This is a genomic window from Pseudomonas sp. NPDC012596 (assembly GCF_042902325.1).
Taxonomy (GTDB): Bacteria; Pseudomonadota; Gammaproteobacteria; order Pseudomonadales; family Pseudomonadaceae; genus Aquipseudomonas.
This window is the reverse complement of sequence record NZ_JBIBEB010000003.1, coordinates 306,034-328,730: the sequence shown is the minus strand read 5'-3', so window position 1 is coordinate 328,730 and position 22,697 is coordinate 306,034. Positions and strand designations below refer to the sequence as shown.

General features: G+C 65.6%; 19 protein-coding genes. 16 read left to right on the top strand and 3 right to left on the bottom strand.

The features are described from left to right. Nucleotides 1–69: 69 nt before the first annotated feature. The 4 genes from ACFY68_RS06145 (at nt 70) to ACFY68_RS06130 (ending at nt 5,629) form a co-directional block, all read left to right on the top strand. Nucleotides 70–843: an IclR family transcriptional regulator gene (locus ACFY68_RS06145; RefSeq protein ID WP_387524513.1), complete on the top strand. Its 774-nt coding sequence runs from the start codon at nt 70–72 to the stop codon at nt 841–843. A gap of 622 nt (nt 844–1,465) precedes the next feature. After that, the gene (locus ACFY68_RS06140; RefSeq protein ID WP_387524510.1) at nt 1,466–2,122 is read left to right on the top strand and encodes an ABC transporter ATP-binding protein; all 657 of its coding nucleotides are present in this window, start codon (nt 1,466–1,468) and stop codon (nt 2,120–2,122) included. Continuing rightward, nucleotides 2,122–4,581 carry an FtsX-like permease family protein gene (locus ACFY68_RS06135; protein ID WP_387524508.1) on the top strand — a complete coding sequence of 820 codons (2,460 nt, stop codon included), beginning with the start codon at nt 2,122–2,124 and terminating at the stop codon, nt 4,579–4,581. Before ACFY68_RS06140 ends, ACFY68_RS06135 begins: the two co-directional genes overlap by 1 nt. Then, the gene (locus ACFY68_RS06130) at nt 4,571–5,629 is read left to right on the top strand and encodes a lipocalin-like domain-containing protein (protein ID WP_387524505.1); all 1,059 of its coding nucleotides are present in this window, start codon (nt 4,571–4,573) and stop codon (nt 5,627–5,629) included. The genes ACFY68_RS06135 and ACFY68_RS06130 overlap by 11 nt, the downstream gene beginning before the upstream one ends. 15 nt (nt 5,630–5,644) lie before the next feature. Here ACFY68_RS06130 and ACFY68_RS06125 read toward each other — a convergent pair whose 3' ends face one another. After that, a complete protein-coding gene (locus ACFY68_RS06125) occupies nt 5,645–6,526 on the bottom strand; it encodes a helix-turn-helix domain-containing protein (RefSeq protein WP_387524502.1) in 882 nt (293 codons plus the stop codon). Between the two features lie 178 nt (nt 6,527–6,704). On the opposite strand from ACFY68_RS06125, the gene ACFY68_RS06120 reads away from it, so the two are divergent. The 4 genes from ACFY68_RS06120 (at nt 6,705) to ACFY68_RS06105 (ending at nt 11,036) form a co-directional block, all read left to right on the top strand. Then, a complete protein-coding gene (locus ACFY68_RS06120) occupies nt 6,705–7,532 on the top strand; it encodes an SDR family NAD(P)-dependent oxidoreductase (protein ID WP_387524499.1) in 828 nt (275 codons plus the stop codon). Next, a complete protein-coding gene (locus ACFY68_RS06115) occupies nt 7,529–9,244 on the top strand; it encodes an FAD-dependent oxidoreductase (RefSeq protein WP_387524496.1) in 1,716 nt (571 codons plus the stop codon). The genes ACFY68_RS06120 and ACFY68_RS06115 overlap by 4 nt, the downstream gene beginning before the upstream one ends. Next, on the top strand, nt 9,244–9,591 hold the full coding sequence (locus tag ACFY68_RS06110) for an NIPSNAP family protein (protein WP_387524493.1): 348 nt from the start codon (nt 9,244–9,246) through the stop codon (nt 9,589–9,591). The genes ACFY68_RS06115 and ACFY68_RS06110 overlap by 1 nt, the downstream gene beginning before the upstream one ends. A 95-nt stretch (nt 9,592–9,686) precedes the next feature. Next, nucleotides 9,687–11,036, top strand: coding sequence for an MFS transporter (locus tag ACFY68_RS06105; RefSeq protein WP_387524490.1), 1,350 nt, complete (start codon nt 9,687–9,689; stop codon nt 11,034–11,036). A 39-nt stretch (nt 11,037–11,075) separates the two neighbouring features. Here ACFY68_RS06105 and ACFY68_RS06100 read toward each other — a convergent pair whose 3' ends face one another. Continuing rightward, on the bottom strand, nt 11,076–12,071 hold the full coding sequence (locus ACFY68_RS06100; RefSeq protein ID WP_387524487.1) for an aldo/keto reductase: 996 nt from the start codon (nt 12,069–12,071) through the stop codon (nt 11,076–11,078). A gap of 97 nt (nt 12,072–12,168) precedes the next feature. Next, nucleotides 12,169–13,020 (bottom strand): LysR family transcriptional regulator, encoded by an 852-nt coding sequence (locus tag ACFY68_RS06095; protein ID WP_346613451.1) that lies wholly within the window; start codon nt 13,018–13,020, stop codon nt 12,169–12,171. Between the two features lie 282 nt (nt 13,021–13,302). Here ACFY68_RS06095 and ACFY68_RS06090 point away from each other — a divergent pair, with 282 nt between their 5' ends. The 8 genes from ACFY68_RS06090 (at nt 13,303) to ACFY68_RS06055 (ending at nt 22,697) form a co-directional block, all read left to right on the top strand. Next, on the top strand, nt 13,303–14,214 hold the full coding sequence (locus ACFY68_RS06090) for a LysR family transcriptional regulator (protein WP_387524484.1): 912 nt from the start codon (nt 13,303–13,305) through the stop codon (nt 14,212–14,214). Nucleotides 14,215–14,314: 100 nt separating this feature from the next. After that, nucleotides 14,315–15,223, top strand: a complete 909-nt coding sequence (locus ACFY68_RS06085) for a hydroxymethylglutaryl-CoA lyase (RefSeq protein WP_387524481.1) — start codon at nt 14,315–14,317, stop codon at nt 15,221–15,223. An 11-nt stretch (nt 15,224–15,234) separates the two neighbouring features. After that, a complete protein-coding gene (locus tag ACFY68_RS06080; RefSeq protein ID WP_346613448.1) occupies nt 15,235–16,428 on the top strand; it encodes a CaiB/BaiF CoA-transferase family protein in 1,194 nt (397 codons plus the stop codon). A 2-nt stretch (nt 16,429–16,430) separates the two neighbouring features. After that, on the top strand, nt 16,431–16,955 hold the full coding sequence (locus tag ACFY68_RS06075) for a gamma carbonic anhydrase family protein (protein ID WP_387524478.1): 525 nt from the start codon (nt 16,431–16,433) through the stop codon (nt 16,953–16,955). 66 nt (nt 16,956–17,021) lie between these two features. Next, the gene (locus tag ACFY68_RS06070) at nt 17,022–18,338 is read left to right on the top strand and encodes an MFS transporter (protein ID WP_387524475.1); all 1,317 of its coding nucleotides are present in this window, start codon (nt 17,022–17,024) and stop codon (nt 18,336–18,338) included. Between the two features lie 34 nt (nt 18,339–18,372). Next, complete coding sequence (locus tag ACFY68_RS06065) at nt 18,373–19,656, top strand: OprD family porin (protein ID WP_387524472.1); 1,284 nt, start codon at nt 18,373–18,375, stop codon at nt 19,654–19,656. 518 nt (nt 19,657–20,174) lie between these two features. Continuing rightward, nucleotides 20,175–20,909, top strand: coding sequence for a gluconate 2-dehydrogenase subunit 3 family protein (locus tag ACFY68_RS06060; protein WP_387524469.1), 735 nt, complete (start codon nt 20,175–20,177; stop codon nt 20,907–20,909). 3 nt (nt 20,910–20,912) lie between these two features. After that, nucleotides 20,913–22,697: a GMC family oxidoreductase gene (locus ACFY68_RS06055; protein ID WP_387524466.1), complete on the top strand. Its 1,785-nt coding sequence runs from the start codon at nt 20,913–20,915 to the stop codon at nt 22,695–22,697.

Sequence of the window (22,697 nt, the reverse complement as noted above, 5' to 3'; positions counted from 1 at the left end):
AAACCCTGGGCAGGCCCGTATCTTGCTGGGCATGATGACCATCCACGCACAGACAGGGAGGTCGAACCCATGGGTACTACGGCAGAGAGCGGCGGCGTGCGCTCGGTGGAGCGGGCGCTGGCCATCGTCGAGTTGCTCGGCGAGCACCAGGCGCTGGGGCTGGAGGAACTGCATTACCTGACCACGCTGCCCAAGGCCACGGTGTCGCGCATGCTGGCTACCTTGCAGGAGCAGGGCTGGGTTTACCGTGGCCTGAGCGACCGGCGTTACCGCTTGTGCGCCCGGCGCCTGTTCGGCGACCGCCAGCAGCGCTTCAAGCGCCAGCTGGTGGAAAGCGCCGCGCCGCTGTTGCTTGAGCTAAGCGAGCGTACTGGGCTGGTGGCGGACCTGTCGTGTTTTGACGGTGAGCGGCTGGAGGTGATGGAAAGCGCCATCCCGCAGGTGCTGCGCAAGCGCTACCCGGTCAACTGCCAGATCGTTGGGCACCATGCCAGCCTGTTTCATTCGGCGATGGGCCGGGCTTGCCTGAAGGAGCTGGCGGCGGACGAGGTGCAGCGCCTGGCAGCGCATGAGCCGGTGGGCGGTGATGCACTGTTACGCGATATCGAGGCGGATGTGCACAAAGGCTTTGGGCAGCGGACCGAAGGGTTTTGGGAGTACCCGGTGCGGTTGCCGTTTCTGATCCGCGCGATTGCCTTGCCGGTGCGGGTGGAGGGGCGGTTGGCGGGCAGCATTGCGCTGCATTGGCCGCTGGACCAGGCGCCGGTGGAGAGGGTGTTGAGTTTGCATCTGAACAGCCTGGCGGGGACGGTGGGTGAGGTGCAGCGCGCGTTGGTGAACTGAGGCGTGTTTTTTGACCACCCGGTGTTCGTTGATCGATTGATGGTGCCGGTGAAACCGAGCGCCGCGCGGGCGGCGCATCGCGAAGCGCTTGCCTTGGGATCTTCAGCGCCCATGAGATCGAGCGCCGCCCGCGCGGCGCTTCGCGGGGCGCTTGCCTTGGGATCTTCAGCGCTCTTGAGATCGAGCGCCGCCCGCGCGGCGCTTCGCGGGGCAAGCCCGCTCCCACATTTGTTGCAACGCGCCGTTCCAGTCAGGCCATGGTTGTCCGCCTTGGCGCATGATCTGAAGACAGGTGAGGGGGCAGCAGTGCCAGCCGAAAAACCTCGTCGAGCCACCAAGGCTAACAACTATGGCCTATCAGGCCATGGCACGTTGCAACAAATGTGGGAGCGGGCTTGCCCCGCGAAGCGCCGCGTGGGCGGCGCTCGATCTCAAAGACGCTGAAGATCTCAAGGCAAGCGCTTCGCGAAGCGCCGCGCGGGCGGCGCTCGGTCTCAAGGGCGCTGAAGATCCCAAGGCAAGCGCCGCGCGGGCGGCGCTCGATCTCATCGACGCAAAACATCCACCGCCATGCACCTTACCGCCATACTGCAATAATCACCCATCGACAAAGGTCCCCCCAATGCTGGCAGTCGAACACCTGCGCAAGTCGTTCGCCACCGCCCAAGGCCCGCTTGAGGTACTGCGTGGGGTCGACCTGACCCTGGAACGCGGCAGCAGCCTGGCGCTGATGGGCGAGTCCGGCAGCGGCAAGAGCACGTTGTTGCACCTGCTGGCCGGCCTCGACCGCGCCGACGGCGGGCGCATCCTGATCGACGGCGAACCCCTCGACGGCCGTGGCGAAGCCGCCTTGGCACGCTGGCGGCGTGAGGGCATTGGCCTGGTGTTCCAGCAATACAACCTGATCAGCAGCCTGGACGTTGCTGCCAACCTGGCCTTCCAGGCGCGCCTGGCAGGGCGCCATGACCCTGCGTGGAGCGCGCACCTGGCATCCCGCCTGGGCCTGACCGCGTTGCTGCAACGTTACCCGGAGCAATTGTCCGGGGGCCAGCAACAACGTGTTGCCATCGGCCGGGCCCTGGCAAGCCGCCCCCTGTTGTTGCTCGCCGACGAGCCCACCGGCAGCCTTGATGAAGCCAGCAGCGACGAGGTGTTGGCGCTGCTGTTGCAGCTGGTCGAAGAGGCCGGCAGCAGCGTCTTGATGGTAACCCACAGCCAGCGCCTGGCCGCCCGCTTGCAACGGCGCTGTGTATTGCAGATGGGCCGGGTACAAGCCTGATGAACAACCTGCGCATCACCTTGCAGGCCCTGTGCAGCCATTGGTGGCGGCATCGCCTGCAGTGCATCAGCATTTTCACCGGTTTATGGCTGGCCACTGCGTTATGGACCGGCGTGCAGGCGCTCAATACCCAGGCGCGCAACGACTATGCCTTGGCCAGTGCCGTGCTGGCCGGGCCTGCCCGGGCGCAACTGGTGGCGCGCACTGGGCAGCGTTTCGACCAGGCGCTGTATGTGCAGTTGCGCAGGCTGGGCTGGCAGGTGACGCCGGTACTGGAGGGGCGCTTGCGCCTGGCCGGCGAGCCGCCGGTCGCGTTGCGGCTGATCGGCATCGAGCCGCTCAGCCTGTTACCCGGTATGGCAGTCGCTGGTGCCGACGTGCAGGGCTTTGACCTGCAGGCGTTCGTCGGTACGCCCGGGCAGGCGTGGGTCGGGCCGGACACGCTGCGCCAGCTGGGCAGGCAACCCGGCGAGCAGATCAGCACCGCGGCCGGGCAGTTGCTACCGCCGCTTACCTTGCACGGGCAGCTGGCGCCCGGCGTGATCGTGGTCGATATCGGCCAGGCGCAGGCGCTGCTCCAGGCGCCAGGGCAACTGTCGCAGCTACTCAGCGACAGCGACCGGCCGTTACCGGCCGCCATCGCCGCAAGCCTGAAGCTGCAGCCGCCGGGTGATGACGCCGACCTGCAACGCCTGACGATGAGCTTTCACCTCAACCTCACAGCCCTGGGGCTGCTGGCATTCGTGGTCGGGCTGTTCATCGCCCACGCGGCGATTGGCCTGGCCTTGGAACAGCGGCGTGGGCTGATCCGCACCTTGCGTGCCTGCGGCGTGAGCCTGCGGGTGATGCTTGCGGCCCTGGCGCTGGAGCTGGGCCTGTTCGCCATCATCGGCGGTGTGGCGGGGGTGGCAGCGGGGTACCTGCTGGCGGCGCTCATGCTGCCCGACTTCGCCTCCAGCCTGCGCGGGCTGTACGGGGCGCAGGTGGCCGGGCACCTGCACTTGCCGCTGCAGTGGTGGTTGCTGGGCATCGCCGTCAGCCTGCTGGGCGCGCTGCTGGCCGGGCTCGACAGCCTGCTGCGGGCGGCCCGCTTGCCGCTGCTGGCATTGGCCCAACCCCAGGCCTGGCGCTTGGCGCAAGTGCCGTGGCTGCGGCGCCAGGCGGTGGTCGGCGCGGTGCTGCTGGTGGTTGCCCTGGGGTGCGGCATTGCCGGCACAGGGCTGCCCAGTGCATTCGGCATGCTTGCGGCACTGCTGCTGGCGGCGGCACTACTGTTGCCGGGGTTGCTGGCACTCGTGCTCAACGGCCTTGCGCGGTATTGCCAGCGCCCGCTGGCGCAGTGGTTCGTTGCCGACAGCCGCCAGCAACTGCCGGCCTTGAGCCTGGCGTTGATGGCGCTGTTGCTGGCGCTGGCCGCCAGTGTCGGGGTCGGCGGCATGACCGAAGGCTTCCGCCGCACCTTCATTGGCTGGCTGGACCAGCGCCTGGCTGCGGACCTGTATGTCACACCCCGCGACAGCGACCAGGCGCAGCAGATTCATGACCGATTAGTGCCAATCCCTGCCATCAGCGCCGTACTGCCGAGCTGGCGGGTGGACTGGCGCTTGCAGCAATGGCCGGTGCAGGTGCAAGGGGTGATCGACCATCCGTTCTACCGCCAGCATTGGCCGTTGCTGCAGCAGGCGCCGGGTGCCTGGCAAGCGCTGGCAACCGGCGGCGGGGCCATGCTCAGCGAGCAGCTGGCCCGCCGCCTCGGGCTCGGTGTGGGCGGTACGCTACGCCTGCCGAGCGAGCCTGAGCAGGCGGTGACGGTGGTTGGCATTTATGCCGACTACGGCAACCCCAAAGGCCATGTGCTGGTCAACGCCGACTGGTTGCGCCGCCACGCGCCGGGCGCGAGCCTTTCTGGGCTGGGCCTGTTGGTACGGCCTGGCCAGGTCGCCGCACTGAAGGACGAACTGCAGCAACGCTTCGCCCTGGATGACAATCAGGTCGTCGAGCAGAGCCGCCTGAAAGGCTGGTCGAAAGACATATTCAGCCGCACCTTCGCGGTCACGGCCGCCTTGAACAGCCTGACCCTGGGCGTGGCCGGGGTGGCGCTGTTCATCAGCCAGCTGACCTTGAGCCAACGCCGCCTGGGGCAATTGGCACCGCTGTGGGCGCTGGGCGTGCCACGCCGCTGGCTTGCGTGGCTGAGCCTGGGGCAAACGTTGATGCTCAGTTGTTTCACCGTGTTGTTGGCGATGCCTTTAGGCCTGCTGCTGGCCTGGTGCCTGGTGGCGGTGGTGAATGTGCAGGCGTTCGGCTGGCGGCTGCCGTGGCATGTGTTCCCCGCGCAACTGGTGCAGCTGGCCGTGCTGGGGCTTCTGACCAGCATGCTGGCCAGCGCCTGGCCGTTGTGGCAACTGGCGCGCAGCCAGCCCAGCGCGCTGTTGAGGCAGTTCGCCGATGAAAACTGAAGCCTGGGTGTTGATGGCCTGCCTGTTGCTGGCCGGGTGCGACCCGCCTGCGCCCGAGCCCAAGAGTTTTGCAGGCCTGGGCGCCGACGCGGCGCCCTTCAAGCAAGTGGTACCGGGCGCGCCGCTGGTCTTTCCCCGCGACCATGGCGCCCATGACGGCTTTCGTATCGAGTGGTGGTACGTCACCGCCAACCTCAAGGATGAACAGGGCCGCGATTGGGGCGTGCAATGGACGCTGTTCCGCTCGGCCTTGCGGCCAGGGCCGGAGACGGCGGACTGGCACAGCCCCAACCTGTGGATGGGCCATGCCGCGCTGACCGGGCCGGGCGGCCACCAGGTCAGTGAAACCTTGGCCCGGGGTGGGGTTGGCCAGGCCGGCGTCGAAGCCCAACCGTTCCATGCGTGGATCAACGACTGGTCGCTGCAAGGCAGCCCCGGTGTCGACCGTTTGCAGATGCGCGCCAGTGGCCAAGGGTTTGGCTATGACCTGGCGCTGACCAGTGACCGGCCGTTGGTGCTGCATGGCGCGCAAGGCTACAGCGAAAAATCCGGCAAGGGGCAGGCGTCGTACTACTTCAGCCAGCCGTTCTACGCGGTCAGCGGCGAGGTCGAGCGGGGCGCGCAGCGCATCGCCGTCACAGGCCAGGCATGGCTTGACCGGGAATGGAGCAGCCAGCCGTTGGCGGCGGGGCAAAGCGGTTGGGACTGGTTTTCGCTGCACCTGGCCAAGGGTGCGAAGTTGATGCTGTTTCAGGTGCGCGAAGCGCAGGGCCTGCCTTACCGGGCGGGTACCTGGGTCGATGCGCAGGGGCGCTCGCGGGCGTTGCAAGGCGAGCAGATCACCTTGACGCCGTTAGCCTGGACCACGTTGGCCAATGGCAAGCGGCTGCCGACGCGTTGGCGGGTGGCGGTGCCGTCGATTCAGGTAGATGTCGAGGTCGATGCGCTGGAGCCCCAGGCCTGGATGGGGACGCGGTTTCCGTACTGGGAAGGGCCGGTACGGGTCAGTGGGAACGGCCGGGGGTATCTGGAAATGACAGGGTATTGACCCTGGCATCGTCTGCTAGCTGCGGGCCTTGCCGCCCCGAAACGCACTCGGGCTCACCCCGCACTGCTTGCGGAAAAACCGGCTGAAATACCCCACATCGGCAAAGCCCAGCTCATGGGCGATCTCCTTCACGCTCGCATCCGAATGCCCCAGCCCTCGCTTGGCTTCCAGTACCAACCGCGCGTTGATCACGTGCATCGGCGTCATGCCCAGATGCTCCTGGCACAACCGCCCCAGCGTCGCCACGGTCATGCCCAGCTCGCTGGCATAGAAGCCCAGCGGCCGATGCTCGCGGTAGTGCATGTCCACCAGCTCGCGAAACCCGGTCAACTGCTGGCTGCGCCGTGAGGCCGGGCGGCGCGCTTCGCCTGCAAGCGCAGGCTCGTGGCGCAGCGCCTGGATCAGCAGGGCCAGCAGCAACGACATGCTGCTGGCGACGTGCTCGCGGGCGCGGTTGTGGTATTCCTCGCCCAAGGCGCGGCACAGCGGCAGCAACGGGTCGTCCTCGTCGCGCCACAACGGCAGGGCGATGACATGGGGTTTGCGGATCTGTGCCAGCAGCTGCGGCGCCAGCACCTGGGCGATGCTCTCCAGTGGCGGCTGGGCGGCGGTGATGACCTGGCCATCGACCTGCTGCGTCCAGGTGAACCCGTGCACCACCTGCGCCGGCACATAGACCACGCACGGCGCCTGCACCTGCAGGCGCTCGCTGTCGAACAGCACCTCGCCACTGCCACTTTGCAGGTACAGCAACTGCAGCAGCCCGTCGTGGCGGTGCGCGGCAATCTCCCAGTTGTAGGCGCCCGAACGCAGGGAGATCCGCTCCACATGCAGGGCCTCGTGCCACACCGGCTGCGCGGTTTCGCCATACAGGGCGTAGTTGGGGATCTTGATCATGGTCTTGTAATTGTTCTGATCGCTACCCGGGCACTGTGCCACAGACCTGCGCCGGGTTCAGGGCGCTGTGGGCGAAATTGTCGGGAATGTGGGGGCGGTTGCAGGTTTTGTCCATTCTGCCGCCAGGCCCACCGGCCATAGGCTGTTCGCCAGATGAAGCGACACTCTGGAGAGCAGCATGCATAACAACAAGATTTCTTCCCACTGGCTTGGCCTGGATTCGGCCGTGTGCGTGGTCACCGGGGCGGCCGGTGGCATCGGCGCAGCGCTGGCCGCCGCGCTGGTCGAACAGCACGCCCATGTGGTGTTGCTGGACCGCGACGGCGACAAGTGCCTGCAGCTGGCGGCGACGCTCGGCGAGCACAGCGTCGGCGAGGTCAGTGCCCTGGCCTGCGACATCGCCGACCCGGCCAGTGTCGAGCAGGCTGCCGCGCAGGTGCAGGCGCTGCATGGGCGCTGCGACGTGCTGGTCAACAACGCCAGTGTGCTGCGCCCAGGCGCCCTCGAAACGCTGAGCCTTGAGCAGTGGAATCAGGTGCTGGCGGTCAACCTCAGTGGCTACCTGCTGTGCGCGCAGGCGTTTGGCCGCTCGATGCTTGAACGCGGGCAAGGGCGCATCGTGCATGTCGCCTCGATCGCCGCGCACTATCCGCAGCCCAACAGCGGTGCCTACAGTGCGGCCAAGGCCGGGGTCGGCATGCTGTCGCGGCAGATCGCCGTGGAGTGGGGGCCGCGCGGGGTGCGCAGCAACGCGGTGTGCCCGGGGCTGATCCGCACGCCGCTGTCTGCCACGTTCTACGCCGACCCGCAGGTCGAGCGCCAACGCAGCGCCATGACGGCCAACCAGCGCATCGGCGAGCCTCAAGACATCGCCGAGGCCGTGCTGTTTCTGGCCAGCCCGCGTGCCGACTACATCAACGGTGCCGAACTGACCGTGGACGGTGGCCTGGAGAGCATGCCCATGGCGCTGATCCCGCGCCCCGGTTTCGAAGGGGTACGCGCATGAACACGCGTACCTGCGATGTGCTGGTGATTGGCGCGGGGGCCGGCGGTTTGGCCACCGCGATCACGGCGAAACAACAGGGCCTGGAGGTGCTGGTCATCGAGAAGGCCGACTGCTTCGGTGGCACCACGGCGTTTTCCGGTGGCGTGCTGTGGGTGCCGGGCAACCGGCATGACGTGCACCACGACCCGGCGGCAGCATTGGCCTACCTGCGCAACGAAACAGCTGCCTGCTTCGACGCGCCCGCCGTGGAGGCGTTCTTGCGCTACGGGCCGCAGATGGTGGACTTCTTCGAGCGTGAGACCACGGTCAAATTCATCCCCACGCTGTACCCCGATTACCATCCGCAGGCCGAGGGTGGCGTCGACATCGGCCGCTCGATCCTCGCCGCACCCTACGATATCCGCGGGCTGGGCGCCGACATGGCGCGGCTGCGGCCACCGCTCGAAAGCATCACGTTCATGGGCATGATGTTCAATTCATCGAATGCCGACCTCAAGCACTTCTTCAACGTCACCCGTTCGTTCACCTCGTTCGTGTATGTCGCCAAGCGCCTGTTGACCCACTTCAAGGAGCTGGCCTTGTACCGGCGCGGCACTCAGGTTACCAGCGGTAATGCGTTGGCCGCACGGCTGGTCAAGTCGGCCCTGGACCTGGGTATTCCGATCCTCACCGGCACCCCGGCCAGGCAGCTGTTGCGCGAGGGCGGGCGGGTAGTGGGCGCGTTGGCCGGGCAGGGTGGTGGCGAGGTGCGTATCGAAGCGCGGCGCGGTGTGGTGCTGGCCTGCGGCGGTTTTTCCCATGACGTGCAGCGGCTAAAGCAGGCTTACCCGCATGTGCGCCGGGGCGGCGAGCACTTCTCGCCGGTGCCGGCGAGCAATACCGGTGATGGCGCGCGCATGGCCGAAGCATTGGGCGGGCAGGTCGATATCCGCCTGCAAGCGGCGGCGGCCTGGATGCCGGTGTCCAAGGTGCCGATGGGCGCCCGGCAGGTGGCTTTCCCGCATTTGCTTGACCGCTACAAGCCCGGCGTGATTGGTGTGCTGCGCTGCGGCAGGCGGTTTACCAATGAGTCGAACTCGTACCACGATGTGGGCGCGGCGTTGATCGAGGCATGCGCGGGCCAGGCCGAAACCGCCATGTGGTTGATCTGCGACCGGCGCACCCTGGCCAAGTACGGCCTGGGGTACGCCAAACCGGCGCCCATGCCGCTGGGGCCGCTGTTGCGCAATGGCTACCTGCTCAAGGGCACCACCCTGGCCGAGCTTGCGCAGAAGGCGGGCATCGATGCGCAAGGGCTGGAGCGCAGCGTGCGTGAATACAACCTGGGCGCCGTGCAGGGCGAAGACCGCCAGTTCGGCCGCGGCAGCACTACCTTCAACCGCTACCTGGCCGACCCGCAACAGCAGCCCAACCCGTGCGTGGCACCGGTGGGCGAGGGGCCGTACTTCGCGGTGAAGGTGATCATGGGCGACCTGGGTACGTTCGACGGTATCCGCACCAGTGTGGTGGGCGAAGTGCTCGATGCCGAGCACCAGGCCATCCCCGGGCTGTACGCGGTAGGCAATGACCGGGCCAGCATGATGGGCGGCAATTACCCCGGCGCCGGCATCACGCTGGGGCCGATCATGACCTTCGGCTACATCACCGGCCGCCACCTTGCCGGTGTCGAGCAGGGCCTGGCGAGCGCGGGCTCGGCGCGGGAGGTGGCGTGATGGGCAAAGCCATCGTCGACCACCGCATCTACACCATCCGCCCTCGCTGCATGGCGGCGTTTCTCGAAGCCTTCGACCAGTTGGCGATGCCGATCCTGCTGCGCCACCTTGGCGCGCCGCTGGGTTTTTACGTCAGCAGCATCGGCCCGCTCAACCAGGTGGTGCACCTGTGGGCTTATGAGAGCCTGGATGACTTCGAGCGGCGCAGCGCCGCCCGCGATGCCGACCCGGACTTTGCCGCGTACCTGCAGGCTACGCGGGACCTGGTGGTGGCCCAGGAAACGCGGATCATCAAGCCGGTGCACCTGCACAGCCTTGGCCAGTCGATGCCCCTATCGCCGGCATAGACAGCGCGAAACCTGTGGGAGCCGGCTTGCCGGCGATGGGCCGCAACGCGGCCCCCACCATCCTCGAATAAAAACAACAAGAGGCAAGGCAAAAAATGAAAGCCCCCAACCCCGTAGACGTGCGCCAACTGATCGACCAGCTACCCATCGGCCGCTACCAGAAATGGGTAGTCTTCTTGGGCTTTTTGATCATCGCCCTGGATGGCCTTGACGTCGCCATCATCGGCTTCATAGCCCCGCAACTGAAAAGTGAATGGCACCTCGGTGCACAAAGCCTGGGCCCGGTGCTCAGCGCTGCGCTGATCGGCCTGGCCCTGGGGGCGTTGATCGCCGGCCCACTGGCAGACCGCTACGGGCGCAAGGCGGTGTTGCTCGGCAGCGTGCTGCTGTTTGGCGTGTGGACGCTGGCCTCGGCGTTTTCGCCTAACCTGGAGACGCTGATCGCCCTGCGTTTTCTCACCGGCCTCGGCCTGGGCGCAGCAATGCCCAATGCCAGTACGTTGGTCAGCGAATACGCGCCGGCTCGCAGCCGCTCGCTGCTGATCACCCTGGCATTTTGCGGTTTCTCGCTGGGGGCGGCGCTCGGCGGTTTCGTCAGTGCCTGGATGATCCCCAACCTGGGCTGGCGCAGCGTGCTGGTACTGGGCGGTGTATTGCCGCTACTGGCTCTGCCGTTGCTGTGCTGGCGTTTGCCGGAATCGGTGACCTTCCTGGTCAGCAAAGGCGCCGACCCGCAACGCATTCGCGCCATTGTCCGCCGCCTGGCGCCGGAACACTGCGGCCCCGAAAGCACCTTTGCGGTGCCCGCCGCCACGCCAAACCCAGGCGGGGCGATCGGCACCATTCTCTCGCCGCGCTACCGCTTCGGCACTTTCATGCTGTGGACGGGCTATGTGCTGGCGCTGTTTCTGGTCTACCTGTTCAGCGGTTGGTTGCCGACATTGGTGAAGGAGGGCGGTGGTTTCTCTGTTTCACAGGCGGCCATCGTCACGGCGTGCTTCCAGATCGGCGGGCCGCTTGGGGCGATATCGGTGGGGTGGGCGATGGACCGGTGCAACCCGCAGCGGGTGCTGATGCTCACCTTCCTGTTCAGTGGTGCGGTGATCTTCGCCATTGGCCAGGTGGCGGGCGACTTCACCGGGCTGTGCATCATCGCCTCGGCCGTGGGCTTCGGCCTGAATGGGGCAAGCGTGGGGATGAATGCCCTGGCGGCTGCGTTCTACCCTACCGAGGCACGGGCCACCGGGGCGAGCTGGATGAGTGGTATCGGCCGGTTCGGGGCGATCATGAGTGCATTTGCCGGGGCGCAGATGCTGGCGTTGGGCTGGAGTTTTGCCCAGGTATTCGCATCACTGCTGATACCGGCGGGGTTGGCAGCGCTGGCGGTGTTGTTGCAGGGGTGGCACGCGCGCTCGGCGGCACGCGCTGCCGTTGCGTTGGGGTAATGCTGGGTGGAGTACAGATGTACTCCACCCCATTTCTGTTTACTTGAAGCCCGTCACAGCATGCGGCACGTAAGGTGCCTCGAGCCGCGCGATCTCATCGGCGCTGAGCGTCAACGCCAGCGCCGCAATCGCGTCATCCAGCTGCGCGGCCTTCGAGGCCCCTACGATGGGCGCCGAAACCCCGCGCTTGCTCAGCACCCAGGCCAGCGCCACCTGTGCCATCGGCACACCGCGCTCGCTGGCAATCTGCTCGACCACGTCGATCACCCGGCCATCTTCCACCTCGGTGTTGGCATAGAACGACTGCCCGGAAATATCGGTACGCGTGCGTTCGGTCTGCTGGCCGTGCGGGCGGGTCAGGCGGCCGCGGGCCATCGGGCTCCAGGGCATCAGGCCGACGCCCTGGTCGAGGCACAGCGGGATCATCTCGCGCTCTTCTTCGCGGTAGATCAGGTTGAGGTAGTTCTGCATCGACACGAAGCGGCTCCAGCCGTTGCTCGCGGCTACCTGCTGAGCCTTGGCGAACTGCCAGGCGTACATCGACGACGCGCCGATGTAGCGGGCCTTGCCGGCCTTGACCACGTCGTGCAGGGCTTCCATGGTCTCTTCGATGGGGGTGTGGTAGTCCCAGCGGTGGATCTGGTACAGGTCGACGTAGTCGGTGCCCAGGCGGGTCAGGCTGGCGTCGATATTGGCCATGATCGCCTTGCGCGACAGGCCTTGTTCGTTGGGGCGGTTGCTGCCTTCCCACATGTTGGCCGGGAAGAACACCTTGGTGGCGATGACCGTTTCTTCTCGGCGGGTGAATTCCTTCAGCAACTTGCCCAGGATGATTTCCGAAGTGCCGGCCGAGTAGCTATTGGCGGTGTCGAAAAAATTGATGCCGTGCTCGACAGCGTGGCGGATGATCGGGCGGCTGTCGGCCTCGCCGAGGGTCCAGGGGTGGGTGCCGGCGTCGGGTTCGCCGAAGGTCATGCAGCCCAGGCACAGCTTCGAGATATCCAGGCCGGTGTTGCCCAACTTGACGTACTGCATCCGCTTCTCCTCAGTGATCGTTTGCGATGCAGGGAAGCTTAGCGGGGCTGCGGGGTTGCGGAAATTCCGTATCGGTGCAGGCGACCTCTGCAGAAATTCACAAGCGCAGCAGCGGTTTGACCTGTTGCTGCAAGAAGTCGGTAACGGCCTTTATGCGCGGGGTGTTGCGCACATCCTCGTGCACCGCCAGCCAGATCTCGATGCTCATGGTCTGCGCTTCATCCCCGGTAGCCTGCAGGCCATGTTCCTCGGCCATGAACGCCGGCAGGCAGGCTATGCCGATGCCGCCGGCCGCCGCCTGGGCCTGGATGCGCAGGTCGTTGCTTTGCAGCACGAAGGGTTGGTGGTGGGTCTGCTCAAGCAGCCATTGTTGCTGCGGCGACTTGGCCTGGGACTGGTCGTAGCCGATATAGCGCGGCGCGCGGGTGCTTTGCAGGTACCCGGGGGCGGCGTACAGGCGGTAATCCAGATAGCCAAGCAGGCTGGCCACCAGCGTCGGTTCAGTGGGCCGGGCCAGGGCGATGCTGATGTCGGCTTCGCGCCGCGCCAACGAGGCGCGGGACTTGCTGCCAACCAGCTTCAGGCGCAGTTGCGGGTAGTGGTTGCACAGCTGGCCCAGCTGCCGCGCGATGATGCTGCCCAGCAGGGCGGGCGGGGCGGCCAGCACCACCTCGCCTGCAACTTGCTGCTGGCCGGCGGTGGCGAAGTGCTCAAGGGCGAACGACGACTGGGTCATCTGTTCGGCGTAGTCGCCCACTCGGCGGCCATGCTCGGTCAGCACGTAGGCCCTGGGGCGGCGGTCGACCAGCTTGAGGTTGAGCGCAGCTTCCAGCGCAGCGATGCGCCGGGCCACGGTGGCGTGGTCGACGCCCAGTTGCTTGGCCGCGGCCGAGAGTGAGCCTTGGCTGATGAAGGCGGAGAAATGGCGCAGATCTTCCCAATCGAACATGGCGGGCCTCAGGTAGGGACCACCATGATAAAGCCGTCGGGTACTTCTGTGGGATCGGGTTTGCCCCGCGGAGCAGGCGACGCGGTGAATGGCACCGGCTTCGCCGGTGTTCGCGGGGCAAGCCCGCTCCCACAGGATTTGCATCAACTTTCACACCCTGACCAGGGCAGTAGATCCCACAGGATTTGCATCAACTTTCACGCCGTGACCAAGGCCGTAGATCCCGCAAAGTAGGCCCGAATCGATGCTAGCATTGCTGCCATTTACAGCCCGGACAACGCCATGCAGCCCCTCGATCACCTTTCCCTGCACCTGTTCATCGTGGTCTGCGAAGAGGGCACCATCGCCGGTGCCGGTGAGCGGGCGTTCATGGCGCCGTCGGCCGTCAGCAAGCGTATTTCGGACATTGAGGCGCGCTTTGGCACCGCGCTGTTCAAGCGCAGCAAGCGCGGGGTCGAGCCCACCCCGGCGGGGCTTGCCCTGCTGCGCCATGCCCGTGGCCTGACCCGGGCCATGGAGCGCCTGGACAGCGAGCTGAGCGAGTACGCCGAAGGCGCACGCGGGCATGTGCGGGTGCTGGCCAACGTGTCGTCGATCATGGAGTTCCTGCCCGAGGAGTTGTCGGCCTTCATGCTGGACAACCCGCTGATCCAGGCCGACATCGAAGAGCGCTTCAGCGCCGATGTGGTCCGCGGGGTGGCGGAGGGCAATGCCGACCTAGGCATCTGCAGGCAGTCCGCTGCAGTCGGCGACCTTGAATTCGTGCCGTATCGGCAGGACCACCTGGCCGTGGTGGTCAGCGCCAATCACCCCCTGGCCGCACGCAGCAGCATTGCCTTTGCCGAAACGCTGGGCTACGAGCACCTGGGCCTGTCGGCGTTCGCCACCTTGAACAACTTCATGCGCACGAGTGCCGAGGCAGCGGGCAAAGAGCTGCGCTTTCGCTCCTATGTGTCGTCGTTCGACGCCGCGTACCGGCTGGTGCAGTTCGGCCTGGGCCTGGCAGTGTTCCCGCAGGAGGCGGTGGCGCGCTATGCGCCGTTGTTCGACTTGCGGGTGATCCCGCTGACCGATGACTGGGCGCTGGGCGAGTTCGTCATCTGCATGCGCGACCGGCATGCATTGTCGCTATCGGCACGGCGGCTGGTGGACCACCTGCTACTGCGGGCCCCCGCCTGGCAAAGCGTGCCCTGACATCCATCGTGGCTGACGATGGATCAGCCCGTGAAAGACGTCTTTTCTGCCTGTCGCGCTGCTCTTAGTCTGGCCGCACGCTTCAGACAGAGAGCCCCTGATGACAACAATAACAATCAACGAAGTCGGCCTGCGCGATGGCCTGCAGAGCCTGCAGACAGTCATGCCGACCGCCGCCAAGCAGCGTTGGATCGACAGCGCCTATGCCGCGGGCGTGCGCCATATGGAAGTCGCCTCGTTCGTGCCGCCCCGGCTGCTGCCGCAGATGGCCGATGCCAGGCAAGTGGTCGCCCACGCCCTCACATACCCGGATTTGCGGGTGACGGTGCTGGCCCCCAACCTGCGCGGTGCCCAGGACGCGCTGGAATCCGGGGCGCATCGCATCGTTGCGCCGGTGTCGGTGAGCACGGCGCACAGCCTGGCCAACGTACGCCGTACCCCCCAGGAAATGGTCGAGGAGCTGGGGCGCATGTGCCAGCTGCGCAACGACATGGGCCGGCAGGACGTGCAGGTGATTGCCGGCATGTCGGTGGCCTTCGGCTGCACCCGCCAGGGTGACGTGCCGCTGAGCGACCTGTGCGCGCTGACCCGCCAGGTGATCGAGGCCGGCTGCGACCTGGTTTCGCTGGGCGACACCACCGGCTACGCCAACCCAGGCCAGGTCGCCACGGTGATCCAGGCAGTGCGCGCCATCGCCGGCGAGCGGCTGCGTGCCGCGCACTTTCATGACACCCGTGGTCTGGCCCTGGCCAACAGCCTGGTCGCCGTGCAGCAGGGCATTCGCGAGCTGGACGCCTCGCTGGCAGGGCTTGGCGGCTGCCCGTTCGCCCCGGGTGCCTCGGGCAATACCGTCACCGAGGACCTGGTGTTCATGCTGCAGAGCATGGGCCTGCAGACCGGCATCGACCTGCAGGCCCTGATCGATTCGCGCCAGGTGCTGCGCGACGCCTTGCCCGATGAACCGCTGTATGGCGCTATCGCCCGCGCCGGCCTGCCGCTCAACTATTAAGGGATTAAACAATGTCCAGCCTCCCCTTGGACGGCATTCGTGTCGTCGAGATTTCGCACATGGTCATGGGCCCCACCTGCGGCATGATCCTCGGAGACCTTGGCGCCGAAGTGATCAAGATCGAGCCCACCCGCGGTGACGGCACGCGCCGCCTGCTGGGCGCGGGGGCCGGGTTTTTCCGCACCTTCAACCGCAACAAGCAGTGCATCGCCATCGACGTCGAAACCCCCCAGGGCCGCGATGCGGTACTGGAACTGATCGACACGGCCGACGTGTTCATCGAGAACTTCAAACCCGGGCGCATGCACAAGCTCGGTTTCGACTACGCCGCATTGCGCCAGCGCAACCCGCGGCTGATCTACGCCTCGCACAAGGGCTTCCTCAGTGGCCCCTACGACAACCGCCTGGCGCTGGATGAAGTGGTGCAGATGATGGCCGGGCTGGCCTACATGACCGGGCCGGTAGGCCGGCCGTTGCGCGCAGGCAGCTCGGTGAACGACATCATGGGCGGCATGTTCGGCGCCATCGGCGTGCTCGCCGCGCTCAACGAACGCAACAGCACCGGCAGTGGCCGCGAGGTGCAAAGCGCGCTGTACGAGAACTGCGTGCTGCTGGCCGCCCAACACATGCAGCAGTACGTGGTGACCGGTGAAGCCGCAGCGCCGATGCCCAACCGCATCAGCGCCTGGGCCATCTACGACGTGTTCACCTTTGCCGGGGGTGAGCAGATGTTCGTGGCCGCCACGGGCGAAGGGCAGTGGAACGCGTTGTGCCAGGTGTTGGGCCAGGCTGCCTTGCGGGATGACCCGACGCTGGCCACCAACAATGACCGCGTGCTGCAGCGCCCGCGCTTGCTGGCGCACCTGGCCGAGGTATTCGCCACCGTCGACGCTCAGCAACTGGCGGTGGAGCTTGAGGCCAACGGCATCCCGTTTGCGCCGATCCGCCGCCCGGAAGAGCTGTTCGACGACCCCCATCTGCAGCAAAGCGGCGGCATGGCCGACCTGACCCTGGAGGACGGCAGCAGCACGCCGATGCCGTTGCTGCCGTTGTCGCTGGATGGCCAGCGCCTGCAACCGCGCAGGCCCATACCACGCATCGGCGAGCACACGCACAAGGTCATGCGCGAGCTTGGCTACAGTGACGCACACATCGCCGAGCTGTGCGCGGCGGGCGTACTCAAGACCGACGAACAGGGGCGCTAAGCATGGCTATCTATCGCTACGACACACTTACCCCAACGCTGCACCCTGAAACCTTCGTTGCCGAGCAGGCCACGGTGATTGGCGACGTGACCCTGGAGCAGGGCGTCAGCATCTGGCCCCAGGCAGTACTGCGCGGCGACAACGCAGCGGTGCGCATCGGCCAGCACAGCAATGTGCAGGAGGGCGCGGTGCTGCATGCCGACCCTGGCTTTGCGCTGACCGTGGGCAGCGGCGTCACCGTCGGCCACCAGGCGATGCTGCACGGCTGCACGGTGGGCGATGGTGCGCTGATCGGCATTCAGGCGGTGGTGCTCAATGGTGCGGTGATTGGCCGCAACTGCCTGGTGGGCGCGGGCGCCATTGTCACCGAAGGCAAGGTATTCCCGGACAATTCACTGATCCTCGGCGCGCCGGCCAAGGTGGTGCGCGAGCTGACGCCTGAAGCCATCGCCCACCTGCACGCCAACGCCGCCGACTACGTTTGCAAAGGGGCCGCCTACAAGGAAAAGCTCGTGCGTATCGGCTAACAGCTTTCAAGCGGCGCCTACAGGGGCGCCGCCGCTCTCCAATAATTACAAGAATGGAGATCCACCATGGTTGCCTTGACCGGTGTTCTGGCGCGTGAGCGCAACGACAGCCACATCAATGAACTGCTGCTGTACCGCCGCGTGGCCTGGCGCATCATGCCGCTGGCCATCATCTGCTTCCTGTTTTCCTACTTCGACCGCATCAACATCAGCTTCGCCAAGACCCAGATGCAGGCCGAGCTTGGCCTGAGCGACGCGGCCTACGGCCTGGCCGCGAGCATGTTCTTCATCGGCTACGTGCTGTTCGAAGTGCCAAGCAGCCTGGGGCTCAAACGCTACGGGGCGCCGGCGTGGATCTGCCGGATCATGGTGTCGTGGGGGCTGGCCACTGCTGCGCTGGTGTTTGCCTACACCCAGTACACGCTGTACTTCCTGCGCTTTCTGATCGGCGTGATGGAGGCGGGTTTCGGGCCGGCGATCCTGTTCTACCTGGCGTGCTGGTTCCCGCGTAAACACCTGGCGAAAATGAATGGGCTATGGTTCCTCGCCGTGCCCTTGGCCGGCGCGGTGGGTGGGCCGGCGGCGGGCTTTCTGCTGGGGACCATGGATGGCGTACTGGGCCTGGCTGGTTGGCACTGGCTGTTCCTGATGTCGGGGTTGCCGTGCGTGGTGCTGGGTGTGCTGGTGTTGTGGAAGCTCGACCGTGACATCGAGTCGGCCAAATGGCTGAGCCGCGCGGAAAAGGACCTGTTGGTGGAAAACCTGGCGCAGGACAAGCGTGCGCAGAAGCCGGTGCTGGGGTCGCTGTGGCGGGTGCTGCTCACCCGTGAGGTGGCGATCATGGCGTTCATCTATTACGTGGTGAAAACCGCGTCCTACGGCCTGAACTTCTGGATGCCCCATCTGATCAAGTCGTCGGGTGTGCAGGACATGTTGTGGGTGGGCGTGCTGTCGGCGCTGCCGTATGCGGTGGCCTGTGTCGGCATGGTGCTGCTGACCCGGCGCTCGGACCGCACCGGCGAGCGCAAGCGCTACCTGGTCTATTGCCTGCTGGCGGCTGCGGTCGGCTACTTGCTGGCGTGCCTGTTCTCGGACTCGTCATGGGCGATGATGGCGGCGCTGGTGCTGGCCACGGCGGGCACGTTCATCGCCATCCCGATCTTCTGGACCATCCCGCAGTCGACCTTCTCGGGGTTGGCAATTGCCACCGGCACGGCGGCGATCAACTCCGTGGGCCAGCTCAGCGGCATCGTGGCGCCGGTGATGGTGGGGCAGATCAATGACCTCACGGGCAGCACGTACATGGGCATGCTGTCGATTGCGCCGCTGATCGTGCTGGCCTGCCTGGTGGTGATGCGCTACGTCAAGAACCCCAAAGCCTGAAACCGCCCGAAAACAACAATAACAAGGCAAACCCATGACCACTTCCACCTCCCGGCGGGCATCGCTGATGCTCGCGGTGTTCTGCTGCGCCTGGCAATCGGCCCACGCGGCTTTTGTCGAGGACGGCAAAGGCAGCCTGGAGCTGCGCAACTTCTACTTCGACCGCGACTTTCACGGTGCTGCCGCCAGCCAGTCCCGGCGTGGCGAATGGGCCCAGGGCTTCATGCTCAAATGGCAGTCCGGCTATACCGACGGGGTGCTGGGTTTCGGCCTGGATGCTGCAGGCATGCTTGGCCTGAAACTCGACTCATCCCCAGCGCGCAGTGGTACCGGGCTGTTGCCACGGGGCAGCGACAGGCGCGCGGCGGATGACTACGGCAAGGCGGTTGCAACGTTCAAGGCCAAAGTGTCGCAGACCGAGCTGCAGGTAGGTGGGCTGAGCCCGCAGTTGCCCTTGCTGGCGTCCAACTACAGCCGGCTGTTCCCGCAGTGGTTCAACGGGGCACAGCTGGTGAGCAAGGACCTGGACAACCTGACCTTGACCTTGCTGCAAGTGGATGCGACCAAGCTGCGCGACTCGACCGACTTCGAGGACCTGACGGCGATGGCGCAACAGGGCGCGTATTCAGCGACGGCGACCAGTGACCGCCTTTATTACCTGGGCGCCGATTATCAGCCAAACAAGCATCTGACCCTTAGCGTGCACAGCAGCCAGCTGGATGACCTGTTCCGCCGCGACTATGCAGGGTTCAGGTACCGGACCGGCCTGGGTCCGGGCGAAGCCTTTACCGAATGGCGCTGGTTCAATGCGCGGGAACAGGGCAGGGCGTTGCTCGGTGAGGTGGATAACCGGACCTTGAGCACCAATTTCGGTTACAGCCTCAAGGGCCATACCTTCAGCGGCGGGTATCAGAAAGTCAGTGGCGATACGGCCTATGCGTATGTAGGCGGTACAGACACCTACCTGTTCAGCGAACAGCAAGTCAGCACCTTTGCCTTGGCCAATGAACGTGCCTGGATGCTGCGCTACGACTACAACTTTGTGGCCCTGGGCATCCCCGGGCTTACGTTCAATGTGCGTTACGTGAAAGGCGACCAGGTCGACCCACAGCGGATCGCCAGCGCCAAGGGCAGGGCGCTGGCAGCGCGGGGTGGAGAAGGCGCGGAGTGGGAGCGGACCACGGACATCACCTATGTGGTGCAGTCGGGGGTTTTGAAGAACCTGTCGCTGCGCTGGCGTAACGCGAGCATGCGTTCGAATTTTGCCGATGCAGCGGATGAGAACCGGGTGATTGTGGGGTATGTGGTCGAGTTTTGAGGGGGGTATGGCGGCGGTTTTATGGGGATGCGCAGATCGAGCGCCGCCCGCGCGGCGCTTCGCGGGGCAAGCCCGCTCCCACATTTGTTGCAACGTGCCATGGCCTGTGAGGCCATAGTTGTCAGCCTTGTTGGCATGACGCGATGTTTCGGCTGGTGCTGCCGGCGCCCCACCTGTCTTCAGCCATGCGCCAAGGCGGACAACCATGGCCTGACTGGAACGGCACGTTGCAACAAATGTGGGAGCGGGCTTGCCCCGCGAAGCGCCGCGCGGGCGGCGCTCGATCTCATGGGCGCTGAAGATCTCTAGGCAAGCACCCCGCGATGCGCCGCGCGGGCGGCGCTCGATCTCCAACCCACCACACCCCTCAAGCGAACCCTCAAGCGAACCCTCACACTGAAACCGGTTTCAAAACATTTCCGAACCAGCTAGATTACGCGGCTTTCTCAGGGCCTCGCCCCTGATCGAAACCCAGACGGCGCACCCCAAGGCCGCCCCATTGCTGATGAGGATTCGTTATGCCTGAGCATGCTCCCGACAACCCGCGCCGGGATTTCCTGCGCAAAACCCTGACCCTGATACCGGTGGTCACCGTGGCCAGCACCGGGCTGGGTGCCAGCCAGTTGCTGGCCGAACCGGTGCGTGAACCGAAGGTGCCGGCCACACCACCTGTCGGCAATTACCAGCCGACCTTCTTCACCGCCGAAGAGTGGGCCTTCGTGCAAGCGGCTGTGTCGCGCATCATCCCCGCAGACGAACTCGGCCCAGGTGCGCTGGAGGCGGGTGCCGCTGAATTCATCGATCGGCAAATGAACACCCCCTACGCCACCGGCGCCCAGTGGTACATGCAAGGCCCGTTCAAGGCCGACGCCGCCCCCGAGCTTGGCTACCAGCTGCAACTCAGCCCGCAACAGATCTACCGCCTGGGCATCGCCGCAGCGGACGCGTGGTGCAAGAACGCCAGCGGCAAAACGTTTGCCGAGCAAGACAGCGCTACCCGGGACAAGGTTCTCGGCAAGATCGAAGCCGGTGAGATCGTTTTCGAGCAACTGCCGGCCAAGGTGTTTTTCAGCCTGCTGGTGCAAAACACCCGCGAAGGCTTCTTCTGCGACCCGATCCACGGGGGCAACAAGGGCATGGTTGGCTGGACGCAAATCGGCTTCCCCGGTGCCCGGGCAGATTTCATGGACTGGGTCGAGCGCAACGAGCCGTACCCGTTCCCGGCAGTTTCGATTCGCGGCGAGAGGGCGTAAGGCATGGCCAATGCAATGAAGAAGGTCGATGCAGTCATCGTCGGGTTCGGCTGGGCGGGCGCGATCATGGCCAAGGAACTCACCGAAGCCGGGTTGCAGGTGGTCGCGCTGGAGCGCGGGCCGATGCAGGACACCTACCCCGAGGGCAGCTACCCGCAGGTCATCGATGAGCTGACCTACAGCGTGCGCAAGAAGCTGTTCGTCGACGTCTCGAAAGAAACCGTCACCATCCGCCACAGTGGCAACGACGTGGCGCTGCCCAACCGCCAGCTGGGCGCGTTTCTGCCGGGCAAGGGCGTGGGCGGCGCCGGCTTGCATTGGTCCGGTGTGCATTTTCGGGTAGACCCGATGGAACTGCGCATGCGCAGCCACTACGAAGAACGCTACGGCAAGCGCTTCATCCCTGAAGGCATGACCATCCAGGACTTCGGTGTCAGCTACGAAGAGCTCGAACCGCATTTCGACTTTGCCGAGAAAGTCTTTGGCACCTCGGGCCAGGCGTGGACCGTGAATGGCAAGGTAGTCGGTGAAGGGAAGGGCGGTAACCCCTACGCGCCAGACCGCTCCAACCCGTTCCCGCTGGTGTCGCAGAAGAACGTGGTGTCGGCCAAGCTGTTTGAAAAGGCCGCTGCAAGCCTGGGCTACAAGCCTTACAACCTGCCCTCAGCGAACACCTCCGGGCCTTACACCAACCCCTACGGCGCGCAGATGGGGCCGTGCAACTTCTGCGGCTTCTGCAGTGGTTACGTGTGCTACATGTACTCCAAGGCGTCACCCAACGTGAACATTCTGCCGGCGCTGCGCCAGGTGCCGAACTTCGAGCTGCGCGCCAACGCCCATGTGCTGCGGGTCAACCTCGATGACAGCAAGCGCAAGGCCACCGGCGTGACCTACATAGACGCCCAGGGGCGTGAAGTCGAGCAGCCGGCAGACATCGTCATCCTCGCCGCCTTCCAGTTCAACAACGTTCGCCTGATGCTGCTGTCCGGCATCGGCAAGCCCTACGACCCGGTGAAGAACGAAGGGGTAGTGGGCCGCAACTTCGCCTACCAGAACATGGGCACGGTGAAAGCGTTCTTCGACAAGGACACCTACACCAACAATTTCATCGGTGCCGGCGGCAATGGCGTGGCGATCGACGATTTCAACGCCGACAACTTCGACCATGGCCCGCACGGCTTCGTCGGCGGTTCGCCGATGTGGGTCAACCAGGCCGGCAGCCGGCCGATTGCCGGCATCGCCAACCCACCCGGCACCCCCGCCTGGGGCAGCGCCTGGAAGAAGGCCACCGCCGACTACTACACCCACCAACTGTCGATGGACGCCCACGGCGCGCACCAGTCGTACCGCAGCAACTACCTCGACCTCGACCCGACCTACCGTGATGCCTACGGCCAGCCACTGCTGCGCATGACTTTCGACTGGCAGGAAAACGACATCAAGATGAACCAGTTCATGGTCGACAAGCTCGGCAAGATCGCCCAGGCAATGAACCCCAAGGCCATCGCCGTGCTCGGCAAGAAGGTCAAGGAGCACTTCAACACTGCCAGCTACCAGACCACCCACCTCAACGGTGGCGCGATCATGGGCACCGACCCCAAGACCAGCGCCTTGAACCGCTACCTGCAGAGCTGGGACGTGCACAACGTATTCGTGCCGGGTGCCTCGGCGTTCCCCCAGGGCCTGGGCTACAACCCGACCGGCCTGGTGGCGGCGCTGACCTACTGGTCGGCCAAGGCCATCCGCGAGCAGTACCTGAAAAACCCCGGCCCGCTGGTCCAGGCTTGA